Source organism: Shewanella sp. SW32 (assembly GCF_025653365.1).
In the GTDB taxonomy this organism is placed as follows: domain Bacteria; phylum Pseudomonadota; class Gammaproteobacteria; order Enterobacterales; family Shewanellaceae; genus Shewanella; species Shewanella oncorhynchi.
This window is the reverse complement of the sequence record NZ_JAKKSJ010000004.1, coordinates 152,013-172,254: the sequence shown is the minus strand read 5'-3', so window position 1 is coordinate 172,254 and position 20,242 is coordinate 152,013. Positions and strand designations below refer to the sequence as shown.

The 20,242-nt window shown below is 44.7% G+C and carries 17 protein-coding genes; 2 read left to right on the top strand and 15 right to left on the bottom strand.

All coding sequences use genetic code 11. The annotated features are described in order from the left end of the window. Nucleotides 1–29: 29 nt before the first annotated feature. The 4 genes from L5M28_RS03665 to L5M28_RS03650 all read right to left on the bottom strand — a co-directional run bounded on the left by L5M28_RS03665 (nucleotide 30) and on the right by L5M28_RS03650 (nucleotide 3,119). Nucleotides 30–611 carry a hypothetical protein gene (locus L5M28_RS03665; protein ID WP_113940420.1) on the bottom strand — a complete coding sequence of 194 codons (582 nt, stop codon included), beginning with the start codon at nucleotides 609–611 and terminating at the stop codon, nucleotides 30–32. Nucleotides 612–632: 21 nt separating this feature from the next. Further along, nucleotides 633–1,061, bottom strand: a complete 429-nt coding sequence (locus L5M28_RS03660; protein WP_113940419.1) for a hypothetical protein — start codon at nucleotides 1,059–1,061, stop codon at nucleotides 633–635. Between the two features lie 326 nt (nucleotides 1,062–1,387). Next, the gene (locus L5M28_RS03655; protein WP_263197446.1) at nucleotides 1,388–2,449 is read right to left on the bottom strand and encodes an HNH endonuclease; all 1,062 of its coding nucleotides are present in this window, start codon (nucleotides 2,447–2,449) and stop codon (nucleotides 1,388–1,390) included. Continuing rightward, nucleotides 2,439–3,119: a class I SAM-dependent methyltransferase gene (locus L5M28_RS03650; RefSeq protein WP_263197445.1), complete on the bottom strand. Its 681-nt coding sequence runs from the start codon at nucleotides 3,117–3,119 to the stop codon at nucleotides 2,439–2,441. The genes L5M28_RS03655 and L5M28_RS03650 overlap by 11 nt, the downstream gene beginning before the upstream one ends. 391 nt (nucleotides 3,120–3,510) lie before the next feature. Here L5M28_RS03650 and L5M28_RS03645 point away from each other — a divergent pair, with 391 nt between their 5' ends. Beyond that, complete coding sequence (locus L5M28_RS03645) at nucleotides 3,511–5,145, top strand: diguanylate cyclase (RefSeq protein ID WP_263197444.1); 1,635 nt, start codon at nucleotides 3,511–3,513, stop codon at nucleotides 5,143–5,145. Between the two features lie 114 nt (nucleotides 5,146–5,259). On the opposite strand, the gene L5M28_RS03640 is transcribed toward L5M28_RS03645, so the two are convergent. Genes L5M28_RS03640 through L5M28_RS03595 form a run of 10 tightly spaced genes read right to left on the bottom strand, consistent with a single transcriptional unit; the run spans nucleotide 5,260 to nucleotide 16,014 of the window. After that, nucleotides 5,260–6,309: a chemotaxis response regulator protein-glutamate methylesterase gene (locus L5M28_RS03640; protein ID WP_263197443.1), complete on the bottom strand. Its 1,050-nt coding sequence runs from the start codon at nucleotides 6,307–6,309 to the stop codon at nucleotides 5,260–5,262. A gap of 3 nt (nucleotides 6,310–6,312) precedes the next feature. Next, nucleotides 6,313–6,933, bottom strand: a complete 621-nt coding sequence (gene cheD, locus L5M28_RS03635; RefSeq protein WP_105252529.1) for a chemoreceptor glutamine deamidase CheD — start codon at nucleotides 6,931–6,933, stop codon at nucleotides 6,313–6,315. Then, nucleotides 6,920–7,765 carry a CheR family methyltransferase gene (locus tag L5M28_RS03630; protein WP_028759906.1) on the bottom strand — a complete coding sequence of 282 codons (846 nt, stop codon included), beginning with the start codon at nucleotides 7,763–7,765 and terminating at the stop codon, nucleotides 6,920–6,922. Before L5M28_RS03630 ends, cheD begins: the two co-directional genes overlap by 14 nt. Beyond that, nucleotides 7,766–9,763, bottom strand: coding sequence for a methyl-accepting chemotaxis protein (locus L5M28_RS03625; protein WP_263197441.1), 1,998 nt, complete (start codon nucleotides 9,761–9,763; stop codon nucleotides 7,766–7,768). It abuts the gene before it with no gap. Between the two features lie 5 nt (nucleotides 9,764–9,768). After that, nucleotides 9,769–10,281 (bottom strand): chemotaxis protein CheW, encoded by a 513-nt coding sequence (locus L5M28_RS03620; RefSeq protein WP_049821692.1) that lies wholly within the window; start codon nucleotides 10,279–10,281, stop codon nucleotides 9,769–9,771. A gap of 10 nt (nucleotides 10,282–10,291) precedes the next feature. After that, a complete protein-coding gene (locus L5M28_RS03615) occupies nucleotides 10,292–12,445 on the bottom strand; it encodes a chemotaxis protein CheA (protein WP_263197439.1) in 2,154 nt (717 codons plus the stop codon). 17 nt (nucleotides 12,446–12,462) lie between these two features. Continuing rightward, nucleotides 12,463–12,828: a response regulator gene (locus L5M28_RS03610; protein WP_028759902.1), complete on the bottom strand. Its 366-nt coding sequence runs from the start codon at nucleotides 12,826–12,828 to the stop codon at nucleotides 12,463–12,465. 3 nt (nucleotides 12,829–12,831) lie between these two features. Next, nucleotides 12,832–14,565 carry a SpoIIE family protein phosphatase gene (locus L5M28_RS03605; RefSeq protein ID WP_263202495.1) on the bottom strand — a complete coding sequence of 578 codons (1,734 nt, stop codon included), beginning with the start codon at nucleotides 14,563–14,565 and terminating at the stop codon, nucleotides 12,832–12,834. A gap of 8 nt (nucleotides 14,566–14,573) precedes the next feature. Next, entirely contained in the window at nucleotides 14,574–14,858 is a 285-nt protein-coding gene (locus L5M28_RS03600) for an STAS domain-containing protein (protein ID WP_028759900.1), read from the bottom strand. Nucleotides 14,859–14,871: 13 nt separating this feature from the next. Then, nucleotides 14,872–16,014 (bottom strand): methyl-accepting chemotaxis protein, encoded by a 1,143-nt coding sequence (locus tag L5M28_RS03595; RefSeq protein ID WP_263202493.1) that lies wholly within the window; start codon nucleotides 16,012–16,014, stop codon nucleotides 14,872–14,874. Between the two features lie 276 nt (nucleotides 16,015–16,290). Between L5M28_RS03595 and L5M28_RS03590 the strand changes: the two genes are divergently transcribed. Next, nucleotides 16,291–18,996: an acetate--CoA ligase family protein gene (locus tag L5M28_RS03590; RefSeq protein ID WP_263202491.1), complete on the top strand. Its 2,706-nt coding sequence runs from the start codon at nucleotides 16,291–16,293 to the stop codon at nucleotides 18,994–18,996. A gap of 132 nt (nucleotides 18,997–19,128) precedes the next feature. On the opposite strand, the gene L5M28_RS03585 is transcribed toward L5M28_RS03590, so the two are convergent. Beyond that, nucleotides 19,129–20,157 (bottom strand): GGDEF domain-containing protein, encoded by a 1,029-nt coding sequence (locus tag L5M28_RS03585; RefSeq protein ID WP_028759897.1) that lies wholly within the window; start codon nucleotides 20,155–20,157, stop codon nucleotides 19,129–19,131. Nucleotides 20,158–20,242 lie beyond the last annotated feature (85 nt).

The window sequence follows — 20,242 nt, the reverse complement described above, 5'->3', positions numbered from 1 at the left end:
GTGACGACTTTTTGTTGGGCTAAATCTGACTAGTTACTCATTAGCTTATTAATTTTTTTAACCAATATCTCGCGATTTTTAGCCAGTTTAAAAATTGTCGGCAAATGTCGAATGACTATCGGCTCAGACTCGAATACCGCATCGCGATCTTTGGCTTGAATATAATCACGGATCTGAAGCATCATCTGTTTATTAAATGCCCAAAGTGAATGACCTTTAAACTCAAGGGAATAAAATGCGTCATTGGGCCATTCAAGTCGATGTTTCTGTTTTGCCATACACTGATAACAACAAATAAGACCAAGATCTGTACCATCTGTAAAAGCACTGTTCGCCCTATGTTCCCAAGTCGAAGTACCTTGGTATTTTTCTGGCAATTTTTCCCGCCAAGAAGCATCCAATAGCGGAGGGAAAAACAGCACACCAGTCCATTTATGAGCAAATCTTTGATTAAACTGCTTGATCTCAAACTGCCTACTCTCAAATAAATGCGCATCTTTTTTCTCTAAACGAAAAACATGGGCAAAGGTAAAAGTGGCGCAGCCAGCACAATGGGGGCAAGGAACCTCAACTCCGTTTGGCAGGCTAAAAAACTCATAAAATCCTGTCATTGATACGACATTCCAAATGATTTAGAGACTAATTTGGAGCTCATCAATTTTCCAACCACCTTCATTTATCATGCTAATTCTTTGTTTTTCATTCGCCTCCGATGCATTACCACAGAGATCTTTTTGTGCATATTCAAGGACGGCCGTATCCCCATCTATCACCTGCGACACTAAGGTGAGTGCTTTGCACTTGGCAGCCGCTTTTGAAAATGAAAGATAAGATGCGATCACTTCATCGCGGGACAGCTTCATCTGCTGCATATACTGCGGGAACTTAGACTCCACATCCGCTTGCTTACGTTGGGTATAGTAAGCCTTGTCCTCTTGATAACTCATCCCCTGCTGTACCTTAGCATTGTACTCATCATAGACTTCGCTCGGCGATTTAGGCGTTGTACAACCTATCAGCACAAGCACAGATATGGGCAGTAAGAAAATCGATTTCATCATCTAACCTCCAAAACTAGACATGTATTATCAATAAATTCCATGGTGCATTCATCTGCTTGTTGTCACTAAACGAGTGCGCCATATATATCCACCAAATACTCCTTATTCTCTTTGAAATCAATTACCTTTGCAGGAAGTAAACCTTTACTATCAACAGGTAACAAAATCAATGAAGATAAAATGTAATGCCACCAAGATAACATGTAAATAGTTCATCGATTACTTTAGCTTGGCAGCGTTGCTCATTCAATTGCAGCACAGTTGCCTTAAGGTCACTCGACCTTGACGAGTGCTAAAAATAAGTGCCATAAAACTGTGAGCATGCTCTAAATTGCTGTACTTGATAAGTCATTATCTAATGCGTTAAAAGGCACAAAGGTCTTTTTATCAAGCCAGAGAGGCGAGCGATTTTGTCCTGCAAGCTGATAAGCCCAAGTAGTAATGGCTTCAGAGCGATCACTCTCACAGACGAAATATCGATTGAGTTCAGAGTGTAACGTTTGGCCATGCTGGATAATATTTTGCTCATACCAGTTATCTTTATGGTGCTGAGCGGCAAGATGATCGCGTTTTTGATTATTACAACTGCTATGTGCGAGGACAAAATTATGGCCTAAATCATTAGGATATCGTGCCCAAGGGATAAAATGATCCACTTCGCCTGTTTCTTTTAATGATTTTTGGCAATAGAAGCATTGGCCTTTTTGGATATCAAGCAGTACAGGTCTAGCATAGGTGATCGTCTGTCTGTCGCTACCAAACAGAAACTCACTTAAATTGCCTTTACTGCCTATAATGACCTGATTTGCTGGAAACTCGGCGATTTTTTGTACCCATTGAGTACGAGCCAATGACACCACTAAATCGTGAAATCGCTTGAAGCAAAATGCGATACCCGGATTCAACTCAATGTAATTTTTCGTTTTATCATGGGGATAAAGGAAACATTCTTCATTACGAGACAAGTTTTGTAAGCGCCATAAGGGGCCATCTTTAAACGTACCGCGCGTTTTACGCAATAAAGCTGGATAACTAAGATGCGCTTTTAACTGGGATAGACTGTTAACACCTTGATGGCGTAGTTCAATCAAACTGTTGATCAAGGCTGATTGCTTTCCACTATTTTGGATCAGAACAAAATACCCATCATTGGCACCAAAAGGCAAAGAGTGTTGCCAGTAAAGTTCAATAAACTTCTCTACCAAATCATCAATACTGATCGCGGTTTTCAGCGCAGGATCGGCATTGAGTATTAATGGCCGTTCGATACAGATATCGGCGATCGCATGTAGTAAGGCAAATTTGTAAGTTGCAACGAAATCCCCTTCAACTAACAGACGTTGTAAATAGCTAATAAATTCAACTTGTCTTCTCGCATCAATCGGCATTCAGTCGCTCCTGAATAATAACGCTTGCTTCAGGTGTATTTACGTTTGGCATCAGTTTGGGTGTAAAAACTAGCGTCTGCCAATGCACTTGTGAGCGACCGAGTTTATCGGTTTCATCTTGGCTCAAATCTAAAAGTTGTAGCTGACAATCTGCAGCCAGTGTGAGCAGCTCATCGACACTGACTGGGTGCATAACGCGCGCATCGGGGCTTGGGCCATGGCGCAAACTGATGACTAAAAGTCCAGTCGAATTGAGTAAGCGTGAGAGTGTTACTAGTGCAAGTGGGCGCTCTGAGGAAGATAAATGCATCCACACAGCGCTGAGTAAAATCAGATCAAACTGTTGCGCTAGGCCAACCACTTTTTGCAACTGAGGTAAACCATCTTCAATCCAACGCACGGGTAGATCCCGAGTTAACACCTGCCCCATTTTCGCTAAAACAACCGCAGGTTCGACTGCAATAATTTGTGTCTCTTTGCCCTGTGCTTTTTCGGCTAAATAATACACATCCCGGCCAGAACCAGCTCCCACATCCAATATCGACAATGTATTTTTGGTAAGTAGAGGCAAAAGATGATGCAACCAACTCGAATGCACTTCTTCAAAGGTTTTAGACAAATACTGTGCCGCGAGTATTTCGGCGTGGTCATTATAAAACACTGTGCTCACTGACAACGATCCTTTTGCAACAAGTGATTGTTTTTACTGACGCTAACTTATCACAGTCGTATTTGATAAAAAATACATGTCATCATTATCATGCTGTTTTGCATAAAATATTTAGCATTATACTGTTCGCGATCACTGTGCTGATTTCGGCTATTCGACCCAATATTCTTATCAATGCCTATGCAATCTCAGCATTTCCCCGTCGTTTTTTTCGCAGTGGTTTACACTCTATGAGTGAGTGTAAAGATAAGTGCAATTGATTGAATCTGTTACATGCTTCTCCAGAGCAGTTTCCATTTCAGTGTTGGAGTGAACGGGTTTTAACGTCTTGGCGTAGCGTCTACATAGAGATTAAGACCTAGGGCTCAATTATTTAGGATATCTATTGCCTATGAGTTTTGAAGATTCGTTAGAGCAACTTAAACGACAGTTTTTACATGCACTGCCGGATAAAAAGAAACAAATCATTACCTTGTGGATTTCATTGCGTAAAAATTGGGACGCACACATGCTGTCTGCCGTGTACCGAGAGGTGCATAACTTAAAAGGGTCGAGCGAGACCTTTGGGTTGTCAGATACCAAACACATAGTCGATAAACTGGAGGTGCTGCTTAAGGGGCTGCTCAATGCGCCAGCCCCCGAACTGCCTACGATCAAAGGCTTAGATACTCTCTTCCACCAGTTGTTACAAAACAATATGCGCGGCCAACCGTCGGCGCCAGTAGTGGAGGCGCAAATGCAGCAAAGCCCCTATAAACCATCAAAGGCGCGCCATGAGCACCATATTGCCATCATAGAAGACGATGGTAATGTAGGCGCGATGATCACAAAGCAGCTGCGAGAGTTCGGTTTTAGTGTGCAGCATTTTTTGAATTTCACGAGCTTTCTGGTAGTGCAAAATAAAACACCCTTTGATCTGATTCTATTGGATTTAATTCTACCCGATTGGACTGAAGAGGCCTTGTTCGAAGCCGCCACTGAGTTTGAGAAGAATAATACCCGAGTGTTTGTTTTATCCTCGCGGGGGGATTTTGACATGCGGCTATTGGCCATTCGTGCCAATGTCAGCGAATATTTTGTCAAACCCGCTGAGACCACCTCATTAGTGCGCAAAATCCATCAATCTCTCAAGATGTCAGAGAAACAGCCGCTTAAGGTGTTACTGGTGGATGATCAACAATCTATGGTGGATTACTTTTCAAGTCTGTTACGCAGTCACGGTTTGATGGTAAAAGGGTTATCGAGTGCCGAGCAAGTCTTGCCTGCCCTTGAGCAATTTGAGCCTGATTTGTTTATCTTCGATTTGTACATGCCCGAAGTGAACGGGCTTGAGCTGGCAAAGATGATCCGTCAATTGGACAAATACACCTCGAGCCCAATTCTCGTGTTGAGCTCTGATGATACGATGCAGAATAAAGTCAGCATCATACAAGCGGGATCAGATGACTTAATTTCAAAGCAAACCGCGCCGAGTTTATTCGTCGCGCAGGTGATTTCCCGTGCGCAACGGGGTCATGATATTCGCAGTTCGGCTAGTCGCGACAGCTTAACTGGGCTGCTAAATCATACCCAAATTCTGGTGGCTGCGAGACGCTGTTTTAACGTAGCGAAACGGATTAACTCTCAAGTTTGTATCGCTATGTTCGATTTAGATCACTTCAAAAAGGTCAACGATACTTATGGTCATTCCGGTGGTGATAAGGTGTTGTTGGCATTTGCCCATCTGTTACAACAATCCTTACGTCAAACTGACTTTACCGGCCGCTACGGTGGTGAAGAATTTATGTTAGTGCTGCCAGATATGCAAAAACCACTGGCGATTGCCAAGTTGAATGCGATCCGTGAAAGCTTTAGCCATATCGTATTTGTTGAAGATGGCGTCGAATTTAAGGTGACGCTCAGCGGCGGTTTAGCCTTTTCGGATCAATGTGAGGAATTTCAAGATTGCCTGTTACTGGCAGATAAAAACCTTTACGAAGCTAAGCGTTTAGGTAGAAATCAGCTCGTGGTTTCTCCGACTGACTAACCCTAAACAGAATGAGCCACTGCAGCGCACAAATCAGTTCGGCGTAATGCTCTTCCTGCGAGACTCACGCTCTATCCGTTACTTTTTAATCCCACTCCCACTCAGCGTAGGCGGTCACAGTGAGCTTAAATGGTTAATGAGCTTGCTCGGCATCTGCGATAACTCCACCACATAATCTACCGCACGGCACTTTATTGCTTCTCGTGGCATGCCAAATACCACACAACTTTGTTCATCTTGGGCAAACGTAGTGACGCCTTTTTGGTGTAGCGCCACCATGCCTTCGGCGCCATCTTTGCCCATACCGGTTAAAATCATCGCGCTGATATTAGGCGCGGCACATTGGGCCAAGGCCGTAAACATCACATCGACCGAAGGTCTGTGGCCACTGACCTTTTCATCTTGGGTTAATTTGACTTTATAACTGCCACCCACTTTGATGATCTCAAGGTGATGATCCCCTGGTGCAACATAGGCATAACTGGGTAAGAGTCGTTCCCCATGCTCGGCTTCTTTGACAGTGATCCGTGACTGTCGGTTTAAACGTTCAGCAAAAGTGCGGGTAAACCCCGCGGGCATATGTTGGGTGATCACTATCGGCGGCATAGCCGCGGGTAAATGTTGTAATACATAAAGAATGGCTTCAGTACCGCCAGTAGATGCGCCTATCGCGACTAAATGCTGAGTCAGGGTTGTATTGGCCAATACTGGCCGCTTACTTGAAACAGGGCGTACTGGCTCAACAAATTTCTGCGGCTTGATGATTTTGGCTTTCGCGGCAGATTTGATCTTATCTAAAATCAAATCCTGATAATCATAGATACCTTGGGGCGAGTCTAATTTCGGTTTAGGGATAAAATCCACCGCGCCTAAGGCCAAGGCGTTAAATGTCGCATCAGCGCCCTGCTCGGTTAACGATGAAATCATCACTACTGCAGTGGGTCTGGCTTTCATCAAGCGGTCCAAAAATGTTAAACCATCTACTTTGGGCATTTCGATGTCTAAGGTAATCACATCGGGGCGAAATTGGTTCACCAGCTCCTTGGCCTCGTAGGCATCGGCAGCAAGCCCAACCAGAGACAGTTCAGAGTCAGCCTCAATCATTTTACCGAGCAAGCTGCGCATTAGCGCAGAATCGTCAACAACTAACACTTTGATCGTCATAACTTAATCACCAAATAGTTCAACGTCGCCGCCCGAAGGTAAATTACGAACCCGTAAACGGTACTCACTTTCCCTGTCAAGAATTGTGCTGTTATGCATGGATTTAATTTTGCGGACTTTCACTTTGCCCGAATGGGGGAAAAAATACACTTTGCGCGGATACACATCGAGTAAATCGGCAGCAACGATAGGGATATTTTCAAGATTGAGGTATTCAATCACAAACTCAGCATTACGCTCACCAATGTTGTGCACAGTAAAACTGCGTAACATATTGCCGCCCCCAAACACCTTAGCTTCGAGTGAATTACGCTGTGCGCCAAGCTTGAGCAAGTCGTTGATTAACAACTCCATGGCATACACGCCGTAACGGGCAGAATCGGCGAGCACCCCAGTACAATTGCTATTGTCACTTGGCAATAAAAAGTGATTCATTCCACCAATTTTGAGCTTAGGATCATACAAGCACACTGAGACGCAGGAGCCTAACACTGTTACTATCATGGTATCTTCACGGGTTGCAAAATACTCACCGGGTAATATTTTTACCGCATCGCAACCAAAATGATGATCGTGATAGCGATTCGGCTCCGCAATGGCATATTCGATATTAGGTTTTAGCACTCATAAGCCCCTTCACTGGCCGATAGGTTGTTTGACCAACGGCAGTGATGATTTGCGGGAACATATTAAAATTTTCCGAATGTCCCGCAATATAAAGCCCATCCTCGCTAAGGGAGTTCATCATGTGTTTTAATATGACTTCCTGCGTTTCTTTATCGAAATAAATCATTACATTACGGCAAAAAATCACATCGATTGGCGTTTTTAGCGGCCAAAAAGAATCGAGCAAATTAATGCGGGTAAACTTGAGCATCTGCTTTAATTCGGGCACCACGCGCACATTGCCCAACTGTGAACCGCGTCCGCGGTGAAAAAAACGTTTCTTGCGGATATCGCTAACAGTATCGATCCTGTCTAAGGGATAAATACCCATTTCAGCCTTTTTAAGCACGCCGCTGTCAATATCGGAAGCAATGATCTCGATAGGCGTTTTAAAACTGTTGAAATGTTCAGCGACGACAATCGCAATCGAGTAAGGTTCTTCCCCTGTGCTACTGGCCGCACACCAGATCCTGCGAGTATCAGGGTTATCGATTAAATACTGTTTTAACACCTCAAAGTGATGCGGTTCCCTGAAAAATGCCGTTTGATTCGTGGTTAACGCATTGATAAATTCTTGGTGTTCGTTTTCATGGCTTAGCAGATACTCAAAATAAGCCGAAAATCCGGCTAATTTCAATGTTCTGATCCGCCGCACTAAACGGCTATACACCATAGCATCCTTGCTATCGGCGAGTTTGATCCCCGCTAAGCGGTACAGCGTCGTCCTCGCGGTATTAAAGTGCACCGAGGTATAGGCAAACTCTCGTTCCAATGGTTTGTTTTCACTCAATTAAAATTCTTCCCATTCATCTTGATCTTGCTTAATGGGCTTCATCGCATTGGTTTTAGGTTTCTCTGTCACTCTGGCTCTTGCCATAGGTTGAAGCTGCTGTTTGATGGGTTTCATCGCCTTCGCTTTGGGCGCCGCTAATCTCGCGTTGCTGCGTCTTGGGGCTTCATCTTCGTCATCCACGCGAAAACTGGCAACACTGTCTGAGAGTTGCTGCGCTTGGGATTGCATGCTTTCCGCTGCGGCGGCCGCTTCTTCAACCAATGCCGCATTTTGTTGCGTCATTTCATCCATTTGCACTACGGCTTTGCTGATCTCATCGATACCGATGGCCTGCTCATTAGAGGCTGAGGCGATTTCCGCCATGATGTCGTTCACCCGTTTAATGGCGATGACGATTTCCTTCATGGTATCGCCGGACTTACCGACAAGGCTGTTGCCACTCTCGATTTTAGACACCGAATCCGAGATCAGTGCCTTGATATCTTTAGCGGCATTGGCCGAACGTTGGGCTAAGCTGCGCACTTCTGATGCGACCACAGCAAAGCCGCGCCCTTGTTCTCCTGCCCGCGCGGCTTCTACCGCGGCATTAAGCGCTAAGATATTGGTTTGGAATGCAATACCATCGATAACACCAATGATGTCGGCAATCTTACGCGCCGATTCATTAATCGATGCCATGGTCTGTACGACTTGTTGGATAAGCTCACCACCGTCCACCGCGACTTCAGCCGCTTTAGAGGCTAAGGCATTTGCTTGACTAGCGTTATCTGCATTGAGTTTCACTGTACCTGTGAGTTCCTCCATGCTGGCCGAGGTTTGCTCTAGGCTCGAAGCTTGTTCTTCGGTGCGGCTGGATAAATCAGCGTTACCTTGAGCTATTTCTGCCGAAGCGGTATTGATGGTATCCGCGGCTCGTTGAATATCTTGGATCATGAAGGATAACTTTTCAGCAGTTTGATTTGAGTAATTTTTCAAATCATCAAAGGTGCCTTCATAATCGTTATAAATGCGAGTGGTCAAATCGCCATCCGCTAGCGCCATCAGCACCCGCGCCACATCTTGCAATCCACGTTCCGAGGTTTCAATTAACGAATTTAAATTGTTCGCCAGCATTAAAAAGAAACCTTGCTTGCCATCTGTTTCCGCCCTTTGGGAGAAATCACCCGCCGCTGCGGCTGTGACTATGCGGGAAATTTCCTGCTCGGTTTGTACTTCAATGGTGCGGTCGAGCCATTCAACCACAGTGCCTAAGCGCTCACCTTCTTTAGACACAATGGGGCTGGCGGTTAAGCGAAAATGGCAACTCGCGACCTTAATAAGCGATTCATATTTACGGTCTAATTTATCGAGTAAACTTGCTTGGTGGGCAGGATTGCGGTGGAAGATATCCATCGAGCTGCCGAGGATTTTATCCACGGAAAAATGCGGTAAGGCTTGTCTGATCTCACTTTCAGAATGGCGCAACATAGTTTCGACCGAGCGATTCATATAAATGATCGTACGGTTAGCATCGGCTATCATGACGTTGGTACTGGTATTATTGAGCGCTTCGAGGATGCGCTGGGTTGCTCGCTCGGCTTCGATACTTTCGGTGCGATCTATCCACTCAACACCTGTACCTAAATGTTTATTTTCAGCCGTGATAATCGGCGTCAGAATCAACCTAAAAGTACGTTTGCCTATGGTGATTTGCGCAGTATGGGATTGAGTTAGGCGTTCTAATAAATTGCGCTGATGTGGAGGATTTTTATGGAAAATATCGATATTACTGCCGATCAGTTTGGCAACTGAGAACTGAGGTAACTCTTTACGAATATCGTCCTCTGCCTCTTGCAGTAAACGGACGACGGCTTTATTCGCATAAATAATATTACGCTGACTGTCAGCGATCATAAAGCTGTTGCCACTGTTATCAAGTAACTGAAAATAGCGCTGACGCTCTTCATCTCTTTGCTCACGCGCCTCATCATTGCCAAAAAAATTGAAAATACTCATTATTGTTACTCCTGATCAGTCAGACTATTTGCATCAATTAGACCCAGCTCATCACTGCTGATCAGAGCCTGAATATTTACTAAAATGATCATCTTATCCTCGACTGTGGCTAAGCCTTTGAGGTAGCGGCTATCGAACGCCACCCCAAATTCTGGGGCAGGTAAGATTTCCTCCGCCGACAGCTTAATCACATCGGAGACGGCATCGACCACTATGCCGACTATACGTTCAAACACATTGAGCATAATAACGATAGTGAACTCGTTATAAGTGGCGGTTCCAACAGCAAATTTCATCCGCAAATCCACTATGGGCACTATGTCACCGCGTAGATTAATCACGCCTTTTATAAAGCTAGGGGCGTTGGCGATTTTAGTGACCGACTCATAGCCGCGGATTTCTTTGACGGACATAATATCGAGGGCATAGTGCTCTTCGCCTAACATAAAGCTTAAAAACTCCACCTCATCATGGGCGTTGTATTCCACTTTGGCGGTCATAGTTGATCGACTCTCCATGGCTATTTCCTTAATTTTTAATGTGCAGAGCGAGTGATTCGACATCGAGGATCAACGCGACGCTGCCATCGCCCATGATGGTGGCGCCGGAAACACCGGGGATCCTGCGATAATGTTTTTCAAGACTTTTAATCACCACTTGCTGCTGGCCAACTAAGGCATCAACGCACAGGCCAAAGCGCTTGTGGTTGCTTTCGAGCAATACGACTATGCCCTCTTCTGGGCAGCGGGCATTGGGCTCAATTTCCATCAGCTGATAAAGATTGAGCAGAGGTAAGTACTCTTCACGTACTTTTAAGAGTCTTTCTTTGGCGAGAAATTTAAGTTGTTCCGTTTGCGGCTGAATAGATTCTATGATGTGCACTAAGGGCAAAATGTAGATCTGATTTCCCACAGAAACCGTCATACCATCGACAATGGCGAGCGTGAGTGGCAACTGGATTTCAAAGGTTGAGCCTTGGCCCTCAGTGGACTCAATATCAATGCGTCCGCCTAAGGCTTCAATATTACGGCGCACCACATCCATACCAACACCACGGCCTGACACATCAGTGACTTCCTCCGCGGTTGAAAATCCTGCGGCAAAAATCAATTGCCAAATTTGCTTGTCGCTACTGTTATCAGCCACTTGCAAACCGTTTTCCCGCGCCTTTTGAATAATGCGTTCACGATTTAAGCCTGCGCCGTTATCGTGCACAGCGATAACGATATTGCCGCCCCTTTGACTGGCTTTAAGGGATAACACACCCACTTCAGATTTACCCGCTGCGAGCCGTTTTTCAGGTTTTTCGATACCGTGATCTAAACTATTGCGCACTAAGTGAGTCAGCGGATCGACGAGCTTTTCAATCATGCCCTTGTCTATTTCTGTGTTGCCACCTTCAATCACGAGATTGACGTTTTTACCAAGTTGCTCAGAAAGGTCCCTTACTAAACGGTTGAAACGGTTAAACACAAAGGATACCGGCAGCATACGCACCGACATCACTGCCTCTTGCATCTCACGGGTATTACGTTCCAATTCATTGAGTGCGGTCTTGAGTCGCTCACCTAAATCGCCCATCATCTCGTTACCAATGAGAGTCAACATGGACTGAGTGATCACCAGCTCGCCCGCGAGATTAACCAAAGTATCTATTTTGGAGGTTTCGACCCTTAAGGTGGCATCCTGAGCCGACGCGGCTGTTTTTTTTGTCGCTGTTTTCACCTCTGTGGTATTGGGCTTTGGGGCAACGGATGAGTTTGATGTTGCGTTTGAACTCAGTATTGCAGACGAGCTTGCTTTCACAGAAGGGCTCGTGGGCACGGTTGAATCAGGTGTGGTGGGGTCAGTCGCGTTGGCTTTAAATAGGGTGTTTTTAGATTGGCTACTTCCAGTTTCCTTGGCTTGATGTGCTCGAGTGGTCGCTGGCTTATAAACCTTCTGCACTAGCGGTTTTGAACTTAATAACTCGATTTCATTGGCGAAGGATTCTGGCGTTAATGCTTCAAAAAAACCAAAGCCTAACTCATCATCGTCAATTGTCACATCACACAGCTCAGCATTACACTCTTTATTATTTGCCACACTGTCAGCGCTGATGTCTTCCGCTTGATAAGCCTCATCAAAAAATCCAAAGTCTTCACCTTCGATGGCAATATCACGTGCCATTTCATCTTCAAAAAATCCAAAACCCAGATCTTCTGCCGCCACTGCTGCGGTGAGTGTTGCATTTATGGTGGGAGTGCTAGCGACGTCTGTGCCGTTACGTATCGCAACTGATGAACTAAAAGGCTCACCATTTAACGCTGCAACCAACTGGCTTTTACTGTATTCGACCTCCTGCCAATCAATCTGCTCTTCTTCGCGGTACAAGCTCAAGATATGGGATAACGTGTCCACAGTACTCAGCAGTAAATCGATAATAGATGACGTTAATTGGAAGTTACCCTTACGCGTTTTATCCAGCAGGTTTTCCATCACATGGGTGACACTGGTTAATGCGGTAAAACCAAAAATACCACTGCCGCCTTTTATAGAATGTGCAGCACGGAAAATGGTGTTCAGTTCTTCAGGATCGGGAGAAGCAAGGTCCAATGCCAATAGCAATTGTTCCATATTTTCAAGATGTTCATGACTTTCTTCAAAAAAGACCTGATGGAACTCGGCCATATTGATGGACATAGCGCACCCCGTTGCAGTTAACCCAGCACTTTAGCCGTAATAGCCAACAACTTTTGAGGATCAAAGGGTTTTACCATCCATCCCGTCGCACCCGCGGCTTTCCCTTGGGCTTTCATGTCATCGCCCGCTTCCGTGGTGAGCATAATGATCGGCGTACGCATAAATGCCGACATAGCACGTAAGGATTTAATTAAGGTCAGCCCATCCATTCGAGGCATGTTTTGGTCAGTCAGAATGAAATCAAATCTCTGCCCATTACAGATATCGAGGGCTTCTCGACCATCTTTGGCCAGTACCACTTGATAATTAGCCGATTTAAGGGTCGCTTCGACCATTTGTCGAATCGCTGCGGAATCATCAACAATTAATATTCTTTTACTCATGCGCTATTCCATTATGACTTTAGTTATATTCCCTGGCGGTACTAATTCGTATGTCTTAGATAATGTTTTCACCAGCGATAGACCGCGCCCAGACAACTGAGGAATGTCCGCCATCAAATTTTCATCACCCTCAAAGCCTTTGCCACTGTCAGCCACGCTAATATGTAATTCATCCTGCGATGAACGCCAGATGATGCTAACTTTTACCCAATCATTTTCCGTGAGCCTATCTGCAAAACTGTCCCTAATACTATGGTACAGTTCGAAGCCTTCTGGATCATTTTTTAGTCGAGAATCTAATTTTAGTACACCATGATCAATGGCGTTGCTAAATAACTCTGCGACAACAGTAAAAACCCGTTGACAGAAATTAGTCGCAAATCCCAATATGCTGAGAAACTGATTCAATGAACTTAAATAATCAGCGCTGAGTAACATAGGCCCTGCAATACTGACATCCCAGCAGAACTCACCATCCATAATGGCTTTAATACGACTAACATCACGATCTTGATGCCAAGTGTTTAATCGTTCAAAATCTAACGTACAAATAGTGATGTCATCGGCAATATTTTCAGCAGAACAGTACTCATGCATATTGTTCTCTAAATATTTGACTAGACCACCGGACAAATGAATAAATAGATCTTTTAATTTATCAATGCCAAATGGATTGCCGTCATGGGTATATTGCTCTATTAAACCATCACTAAAAAGGCAAGCATGCCCATGGGATGGTAAATCAACCGTAACAATATCCGCTATAAAATTATGCGGAGGTAAAATACCAAGGGCCATATTTGTCGATTTAAATTTATCTATGGATTGATTACTGACTGAACGAGAATGGTCAGTTTCTTTAATATTGTGGTTTGTTAAACTGTCAATTCCCCCCGTTTGAATATACACGGGGGGCATACCACCATTCCAAATGTGTAATTTATTACGATTAAAATCGGCTTCTAAAATAATACAGGCAACAAATCTGTCTTCAGGGTTTTCTCGGTGGAGCTTAGCATTCAGTTCATAAATAAACGTAACTAAAGAAAATCCCTTTGAAACCATGGCCCTAAATGTACTGGCAACACGCATGATGGGCATGGCTGCACTCAGGCCATGACCCGTTGAATCGGCGAGAATTAAGAAGAAATTGCCATTAGGTGCTATGCCATTGAGGATAATATCACCGCTAAAATTGGCACTGGCTTGGCAGTAAGTATGTACAAAATCAAAGTCAGTATTATCAATATTGACTAAGTGCTCAAATAAATGCCGGGCCATGTGTTCTTCTCGGGCCTTTTCATAAAGCATTTTTTCAAGTTCAATTCTTTGATGCTCTACTTTATGCTGAAGTTGCACCCGGGTAAGTAAACATTCAACCTTGTACCAAAATATTTCAACATTTATCGGTTTAACAACAAAATCCAAAACCCCCATTCTAAAACAGGCTAATACGGATTGATTTTCTTTTGTCTCGCTCATGACTATAACAGGTGTTTCTTTTTTATCCTTATTCAACTTATCCAGTAACGCCAGTGCGGTACCATCCTTTAACCAATAGTTAATCAGAATTAAATCAACCGTATTTTGCGTTATTTCAAATAAACCTTCTTCTAGATCACTACAAACAATAACGTTGTAACCTTTGCTATGAATAAAGTCACTGATCCTTTGACTCGCAATAGCGTCATCATCGATCACTAAAATAAAATGTTCCGGCTGAGTAAGCGATACCATAATGAGTGTTACTCTATGATGTAGATTTTCTGCATATTGGCAATACTAAGGATTTCATTCGCCTGACCATGTGCACCTTTTACCGACGTAGAAATATGTAACTCCTGCGCCTTACGATGCAGCAGTACCATCATGCCTAAAGCAGAACTATCGAGGTAAAGCACTCGACTAAAATCTAAAATAATATGGTTAACCTCTGGAAGCGTTAAAATATCTTGATAATCACTGGTGAATTTCTTGTGGTAATAAAAGTCAAAGCGCTCTGGCAATGAAATAACTTTAATATTTGACATTGTGTATCCCTAATTAAAAGAGTTCAATTTCACCACAGGTAATTTGATCCCTTGAAACGGGATTATGAGTCTCCTGACGTCGGCGACTCATTTGTATTGTGATGTCATCCCCCTTAATGCCAAACTCCTGTTGTGACATAGTGGTGACGCGATTGAGCGATTCTTTTAAATGGTTTAGGGACTGATTTGTGTAAATCAGGCTTTGGGAAGTAATATCACTGAACTGCAATCCCCGAATAGTATCCGAGATGGCTTGTTCTAGTTCATGTGCCGATGAATCGATACGTTCAATCACTTGAGAATCCTTCTCTGCTTTAACGATAATCTGCCTTAGTGCAGTATCTATATCCTTTTTGGCATCAATAATATAAGTCATATCTTGAGCGGCGACTTTACTTACGTGTACGGTTAATTGTTCAATCTGAATTTGAATTGATTTAAGCTGTTTTTGTATGCTTTCACTAAAACCTGCGCTACGAGTGGATAAAGCGCGCACTTCATCTGCCACAACGGCAAAGCCCCTACCCGCATCACCCGCCCGCGCCGCTTCAATTGCCGCATTTAAAGCCAGCAAATTAGTCTGGGACGAGATTTGATCTATGTCTTGCAAGGCTTTCATTGCTTGAGGCATAGACTCGTAGATGAGATTCACTTTTTCCAACAACTCCATAGTTGATGCCGACATTTCTATGGTGGATTGAATAAAACGCTCTAACGTCATTGAGGTATTATTGGCAAATTGCTTCATTTGATCTGAATGGAATAACTCAGCATCATCCGTACTTTGGACAAGCGCTGAAATAAATCCTGTCTGCTCCGTCATTAACCGCCCTAAACCATCGAATGACTCACCGAGCAAATTGACTGCGTCACCTTGCACCGCTAGCACACTGTCAATGTTAGCCTCGCAGCCGTTAAGCGTCGTGATTGACTCTTGATACAGACTGACATGTGCTTGCCAATCCGCGGCAAGTTGGTTGTTGAAGGACTTATCATCATGCTGTTGAACTGACTGCATTTGCTTATGCTGATAAAATTGCCACAGCAACATCATCAATACAGAAATAATCGGACCAATAGCCCACAGTGTCATCAAACTTAGCGAATATCCAACGCCTGCCGCGAGCACCGCAACGACCCCATCCTTGTATGTCATATGGACTTCACAATAATTGTACAGTGATTAAAAAGTAGTTTCATATTGGGTGATTTTCAAACACGAAAGTGAAATTATTCACATTGTTACGTGTCGCAATGCGGAAAATGCAGTTATCGCGATATAAATCCTCAGCATTGAGCGCTAATTCTCAGTAAATCGCCGTAAATTCATGATTTGCTAATAAACTTGTCTTAATGGAACCCGAAACTTAACTGTGCAGTCCTCATACCCTAGGTTACACTGGAAGCGTCATGGATTGGGATGGAATCGCTTATGAGTCAACGTACATTAAACTCCTTATTTAAACCGACTTCCGTTGCCATTATCGGCGCTTCGAATACCGAAAAACGCGCGGGTAATGTGCTGATGAAAAACCTACTATCGAGTGGTTTTTCTGGGCCTATCATGCCAGTCACCCCTAAGTATCGGGCAGTGATGGGTGTGCTCGCCTATCCCAATATTGAAGCCTTACCCATCAAACCGGATTTAGCGGTTATTTGTACCCGCGCTTGCCGTGTGCCCGCCATCGTTGAAACCCTTGCGCAATTTGGCTGTAAGGTGGCCATTATTATGGCAGCAGGGATGGCGCAGGAATTTAACGAAGATGGCGTGAGCCTGCTCGACCTTGCCATGCAAAATGCTAAGCGTTACGGGATGCGCATTCTGGGGCCAAATAGCTTAGGAATGCTATTACCCCCATTGGGATTAAACGCCAGCTTAGCCCACGCCAGCGCCCTACCGGGCAAAATAGCCTTTGTGTCTCAATCGGCAGCTATTTGTACAACGGTACTCGATTGGGCCAATAACAAAGGTATTGGCTTTTCCTCCTTTATCTCCCTCGGTGATGCCACCGACATTAACTTTGACGAACTGCTCGATTACCTCGGCCGCGATAGCCGCACCAGCGCCATCATGCTTTATATCGACTCGGTGAATGAGAAGCGCCATTTCCTCTCGGCCGCTCGAGCCGCTTCACGCAATAAACCAATTCTAGTGATTAAATCGGGCCGTAGCGCCGAAGGTGCCCGCGCCGCAAAATTGCATACGGGCGGTGTTGGCGGTAACGATGCAGTGTATGAAGCGGCGTTTCGCCGTGCAGGTATGTTGCGGGTTAACGATTTAATTGAACTGTTTGCCGCGGTTGAAAGTTTAGCGCATTCCAATCCGCTGCAAGGTGAGCGCTTAGGGATTATAAGTAATGGTGGCGGCCCCGCGGTGTTAGCTGTGGATGAACTCATTATGCGCGGCGGTAAACTGGCGGAGTTATCAGAAGACACAATAGCCAAATTAGAAGCTGTGTTACCGAATACTTGGTCAAGGCAAAACCCCATCGATATCATTGGTGATGCGAACGCATCACGATATGCTAACGCTTTGACTATCTTGATGGATTCCAATGAACTTGACGCTATTTTGGTCTTGCACTCCCCTTCAGCACTCGGTGAAAGTGTTGAGATAGCTGATGCTTTGGTGAGTGTGATCCACGCGCATCCCAAAAAGAATCGCCTCAATATTTTGACGAACTGGAGCGGTGAAGACTCGGCTTATCAGGCACGAAAACGCTTCACTAAGGGCGGTATATCCACCTACCGTACACCCGAAGGTGCTGTGGGTGCCTTTATGCACATGGTTGAATACCGTCGTAACCAAAAACTGCTGCAAGAAGTGCCGCAATCGATCCCCGACAATATTCCGACAGATAGCCTCACGGCGCGCAAATTACTACAAGCGGCTCAAGCTAAAGGAAAATCGGTACTGGAAACCCATGAGGCCAGCCCTATTTTGCGGGCTTATGGGCTTAACACCATAGACACTTGGTTTGTGAAAGATGCCGATGAAGCGGTGGCCATTGCGAATGAAGCGGGCTATCCCTTAGCGTTAAAAGTGCAATCCCCTAACATCTTGCATAAGTCCGATGTGCACGGAGTGATGCTCAATTTAACCTCGGCTGAAGATATCCGCCACGCCGCGAATGCGATTACCCAGAGGGTGCATCAAGCCAATCCCGAAGCCATTATTGAAGGCATGATAGTGCAGAAAATGGCGTTGACCGCTGGCGCGCAGGAAATCCGCGTGGCCGTGATAAGCGACCCCGTCTTTGGTCCGGCGATTTGCCTTGGCGAAGGTGGCTCAGAATGGGACCCCACCAATGATGCTGCCGTTGCCCTGCCACCCCTGAATATGGCACTGGCGCGTTATATGGTGATCCAAGCGTTAAAGACCCATAAGTTAAAAGACAGACATTTACCACTGGGCCTAGACATGAATGCCCTGTGCGTGATGTTAACGCAAATATCCCATATTATTATCGATTGCCCTGAAATCGCCTCGTTAGATTTAAACCCAGTACTGGCCGCGGGTGAAAATATCACTCTGCTTGATGTGAATATCCGTTTGCATGATGCCAATGCCGACAGTTCATCGCGGATGGCCATCATGCCCTATCCGAAGGAATTAGAAGAATTCGCCGAGCTTAAAAATGGCCTTAAGGTAATGCTAAGGCCGATTTTACCCGAAGATGAGCCTAAACATTTGGCCTTCGATAATTCGTTATCCGATGAAGACAGATACAAACGTTATTTTGGAGTGCGATCGAAAATGACCCATGAAGAAATGGCGGTATTAACTCAAATCGATTACGCCCGTGAGATGGCCTTTATCGCCACGGCTAAGGGACCCGATGGCGATGACATCACCTTAGGTGCCGTGCGTGCGTCCATCGACCCTGATAATACCGAGGCCGAGTTTGCCATGGCGGTGCGTGGCGATCATCAAGGTATAGGGTTAGGCAAGTTGTTACTCGAAAAATTAATCAAATATTATCAGGCCAACGACACGCCCGTGCTCACCGGCTTTACCATGTTTGAGAATCGCAATATGGCCAGTCTTGCCAAGAGTCTCGGTTTTAAAGTGACCTTCGATATGGAGGAGCATTTGATCAAAATGCACATGGATTTAAAACCGCCCAGTGATCAATAGCACCTACCCAGACGAACAAAAACGCCGCAAATCATTGCGGCGTTTTGTTATCCTAAGTAAATGATTATTTAACGAAATAGCGACCGAGCTAATACTTAACGCCTTGAAAAATCGACACTCGCCCCCACATTCTCAGCCTCTAACACAGTTACGGCCTTCAGACTTAGCTTGGTACAGTGCTTTATCGGCGCGACTAAACAGCGTTTCAGCATCATCCCCCTGTTGCAATGAGGCCATCCCAATCGAGACAGTAATCGCGCCAAGGGAAAGTTTTTTGTCTTTCCCTACAGTTAAGCGCCGCTCAGAAATACGTTCACGCAGATTTTCAGCCACTTGCAATGCGTCGTGAAAATGGGTGTTAGGTAGCACCACCACAAATTCTTCGCCGCCATAACGCGCAACAAAGTCATCCCCACGCACACATTGCTTTAAGGCTAATGCGACATAGGCCAATACTTTATCACCCGTTAAATGACCATAGGTGTCGTTAAAGGCTTTAAAATTATCGATATCAATCAGTAAGAGACTACAGCGGGTCTGGTGATCTTGAGAACGGTAGATTTGATCCTGAATACTCAATTCATAGGCGCGGCGATTATGCAGAGACGTTAATTGGTCTGTCATCGCCGCGAGGCTAAGATTTTCCATTTCCGACTTAAGATTTTGTACTTCTTGACCCATGGTACACAGACTTTGCTCCATCTCACGGTTGTTGATAAGTAGCATCTGCATCTCATCGACCACACCATCAACCAGCTCGTTCAAGGTATTGATATCGGGATTAGTCTGTAATCGCAAACCAAACTCGGCTAATGAGCCAGAAAATGCCGCGGTTCCTTGACTCAACTGGCTGATTTTATTCAGCAGGCTATTGATCAAGATTTGTGTTTCAATCTGAACATTTTCAATTACTTCTGGTGACTGTTCTTGGATAAAGGTTTTATAAAGACTGGTATTAACTTCCTTGGTAAAAGAGACAGAATTCGCCAAAAAACCATCAATCGCGCGATTTAAATCGAGATTTGTACCTGCAAAATATTCATACCAAACAGTGTAATTTTCAGGAGTAACAGGAATATCGAGGGCAGACATTTGCGGCACAGCCAAACGCAAAATTTGCGCGGCAGAATCAAGTTCTTTATTTTCTGCAGTAGAAGACATAAATCGCGAACCATAGATTTGTTATGTTTTTGTATACATTAAGTTAACTCAACTAATTCGATTTGGATATGGGAGAAATCAATTA

Excerpts from the sequence above, each read along its gene's own strand:
- L5M28_RS03640 (WP_263197443.1), bottom strand. The coding sequence starts at position 6,309 with ATGACGATCAAAGTGTTAGTTGTTGACGATTCTGCGCTAATGCGCAGC.
- L5M28_RS03645 (WP_263197444.1), top strand. The coding sequence starts at position 3,511 with ATGAGTTTTGAAGATTCGTTAGAGCAACTTAAACGACAGTTTTTACAT.
- L5M28_RS03665 (WP_113940420.1), bottom strand. The coding sequence starts at position 611 with ATGACAGGATTTTATGAGTTTTTTAGCCTGCCAAACGGAGTTGAGGTT.
- L5M28_RS03595 (WP_263202493.1), bottom strand. The coding sequence starts at position 16,014 with ATGACATACAAGGATGGGGTCGTTGCGGTGCTCGCGGCAGGCGTTGGA.
- L5M28_RS03585 (WP_028759897.1), bottom strand. The coding sequence starts at position 20,157 with ATGTCTTCTACTGCAGAAAATAAAGAACTTGATTCTGCCGCGCAAATT.
- L5M28_RS03600 (WP_028759900.1), bottom strand. The coding sequence starts at position 14,858 with ATGTCAAATATTAAAGTTATTTCATTGCCAGAGCGCTTTGACTTTTAT.
- L5M28_RS03590 (WP_263202491.1), top strand. The coding sequence starts at position 16,291 with ATGAGTCAACGTACATTAAACTCCTTATTTAAACCGACTTCCGTTGCC.
- L5M28_RS03655 (WP_263197446.1), bottom strand. The coding sequence starts at position 2,449 with ATGCCGATTGATGCGAGAAGACAAGTTGAATTTATTAGCTATTTACAA.
- L5M28_RS03610 (WP_028759902.1), bottom strand. The coding sequence starts at position 12,828 with ATGAGTAAAAGAATATTAATTGTTGATGATTCCGCAGCGATTCGACAA.
- L5M28_RS03620 (WP_049821692.1), bottom strand. The coding sequence starts at position 10,281 with ATGGAGAGTCGATCAACTATGACCGCCAAAGTGGAATACAACGCCCAT.
- L5M28_RS03625 (WP_263197441.1), bottom strand. The coding sequence starts at position 9,763 with ATGAGTATTTTCAATTTTTTTGGCAATGATGAGGCGCGTGAGCAAAGA.
- L5M28_RS03660 (WP_113940419.1), bottom strand. The coding sequence starts at position 1,061 with ATGATGAAATCGATTTTCTTACTGCCCATATCTGTGCTTGTGCTGATA.
- L5M28_RS03605 (WP_263202495.1), bottom strand. The coding sequence starts at position 14,565 with ATGGTATCGCTTACTCAGCCGGAACATTTTATTTTAGTGATCGATGAT.
- L5M28_RS03615 (WP_263197439.1), bottom strand. The coding sequence starts at position 12,445 with ATGTCCATCAATATGGCCGAGTTCCATCAGGTCTTTTTTGAAGAAAGT.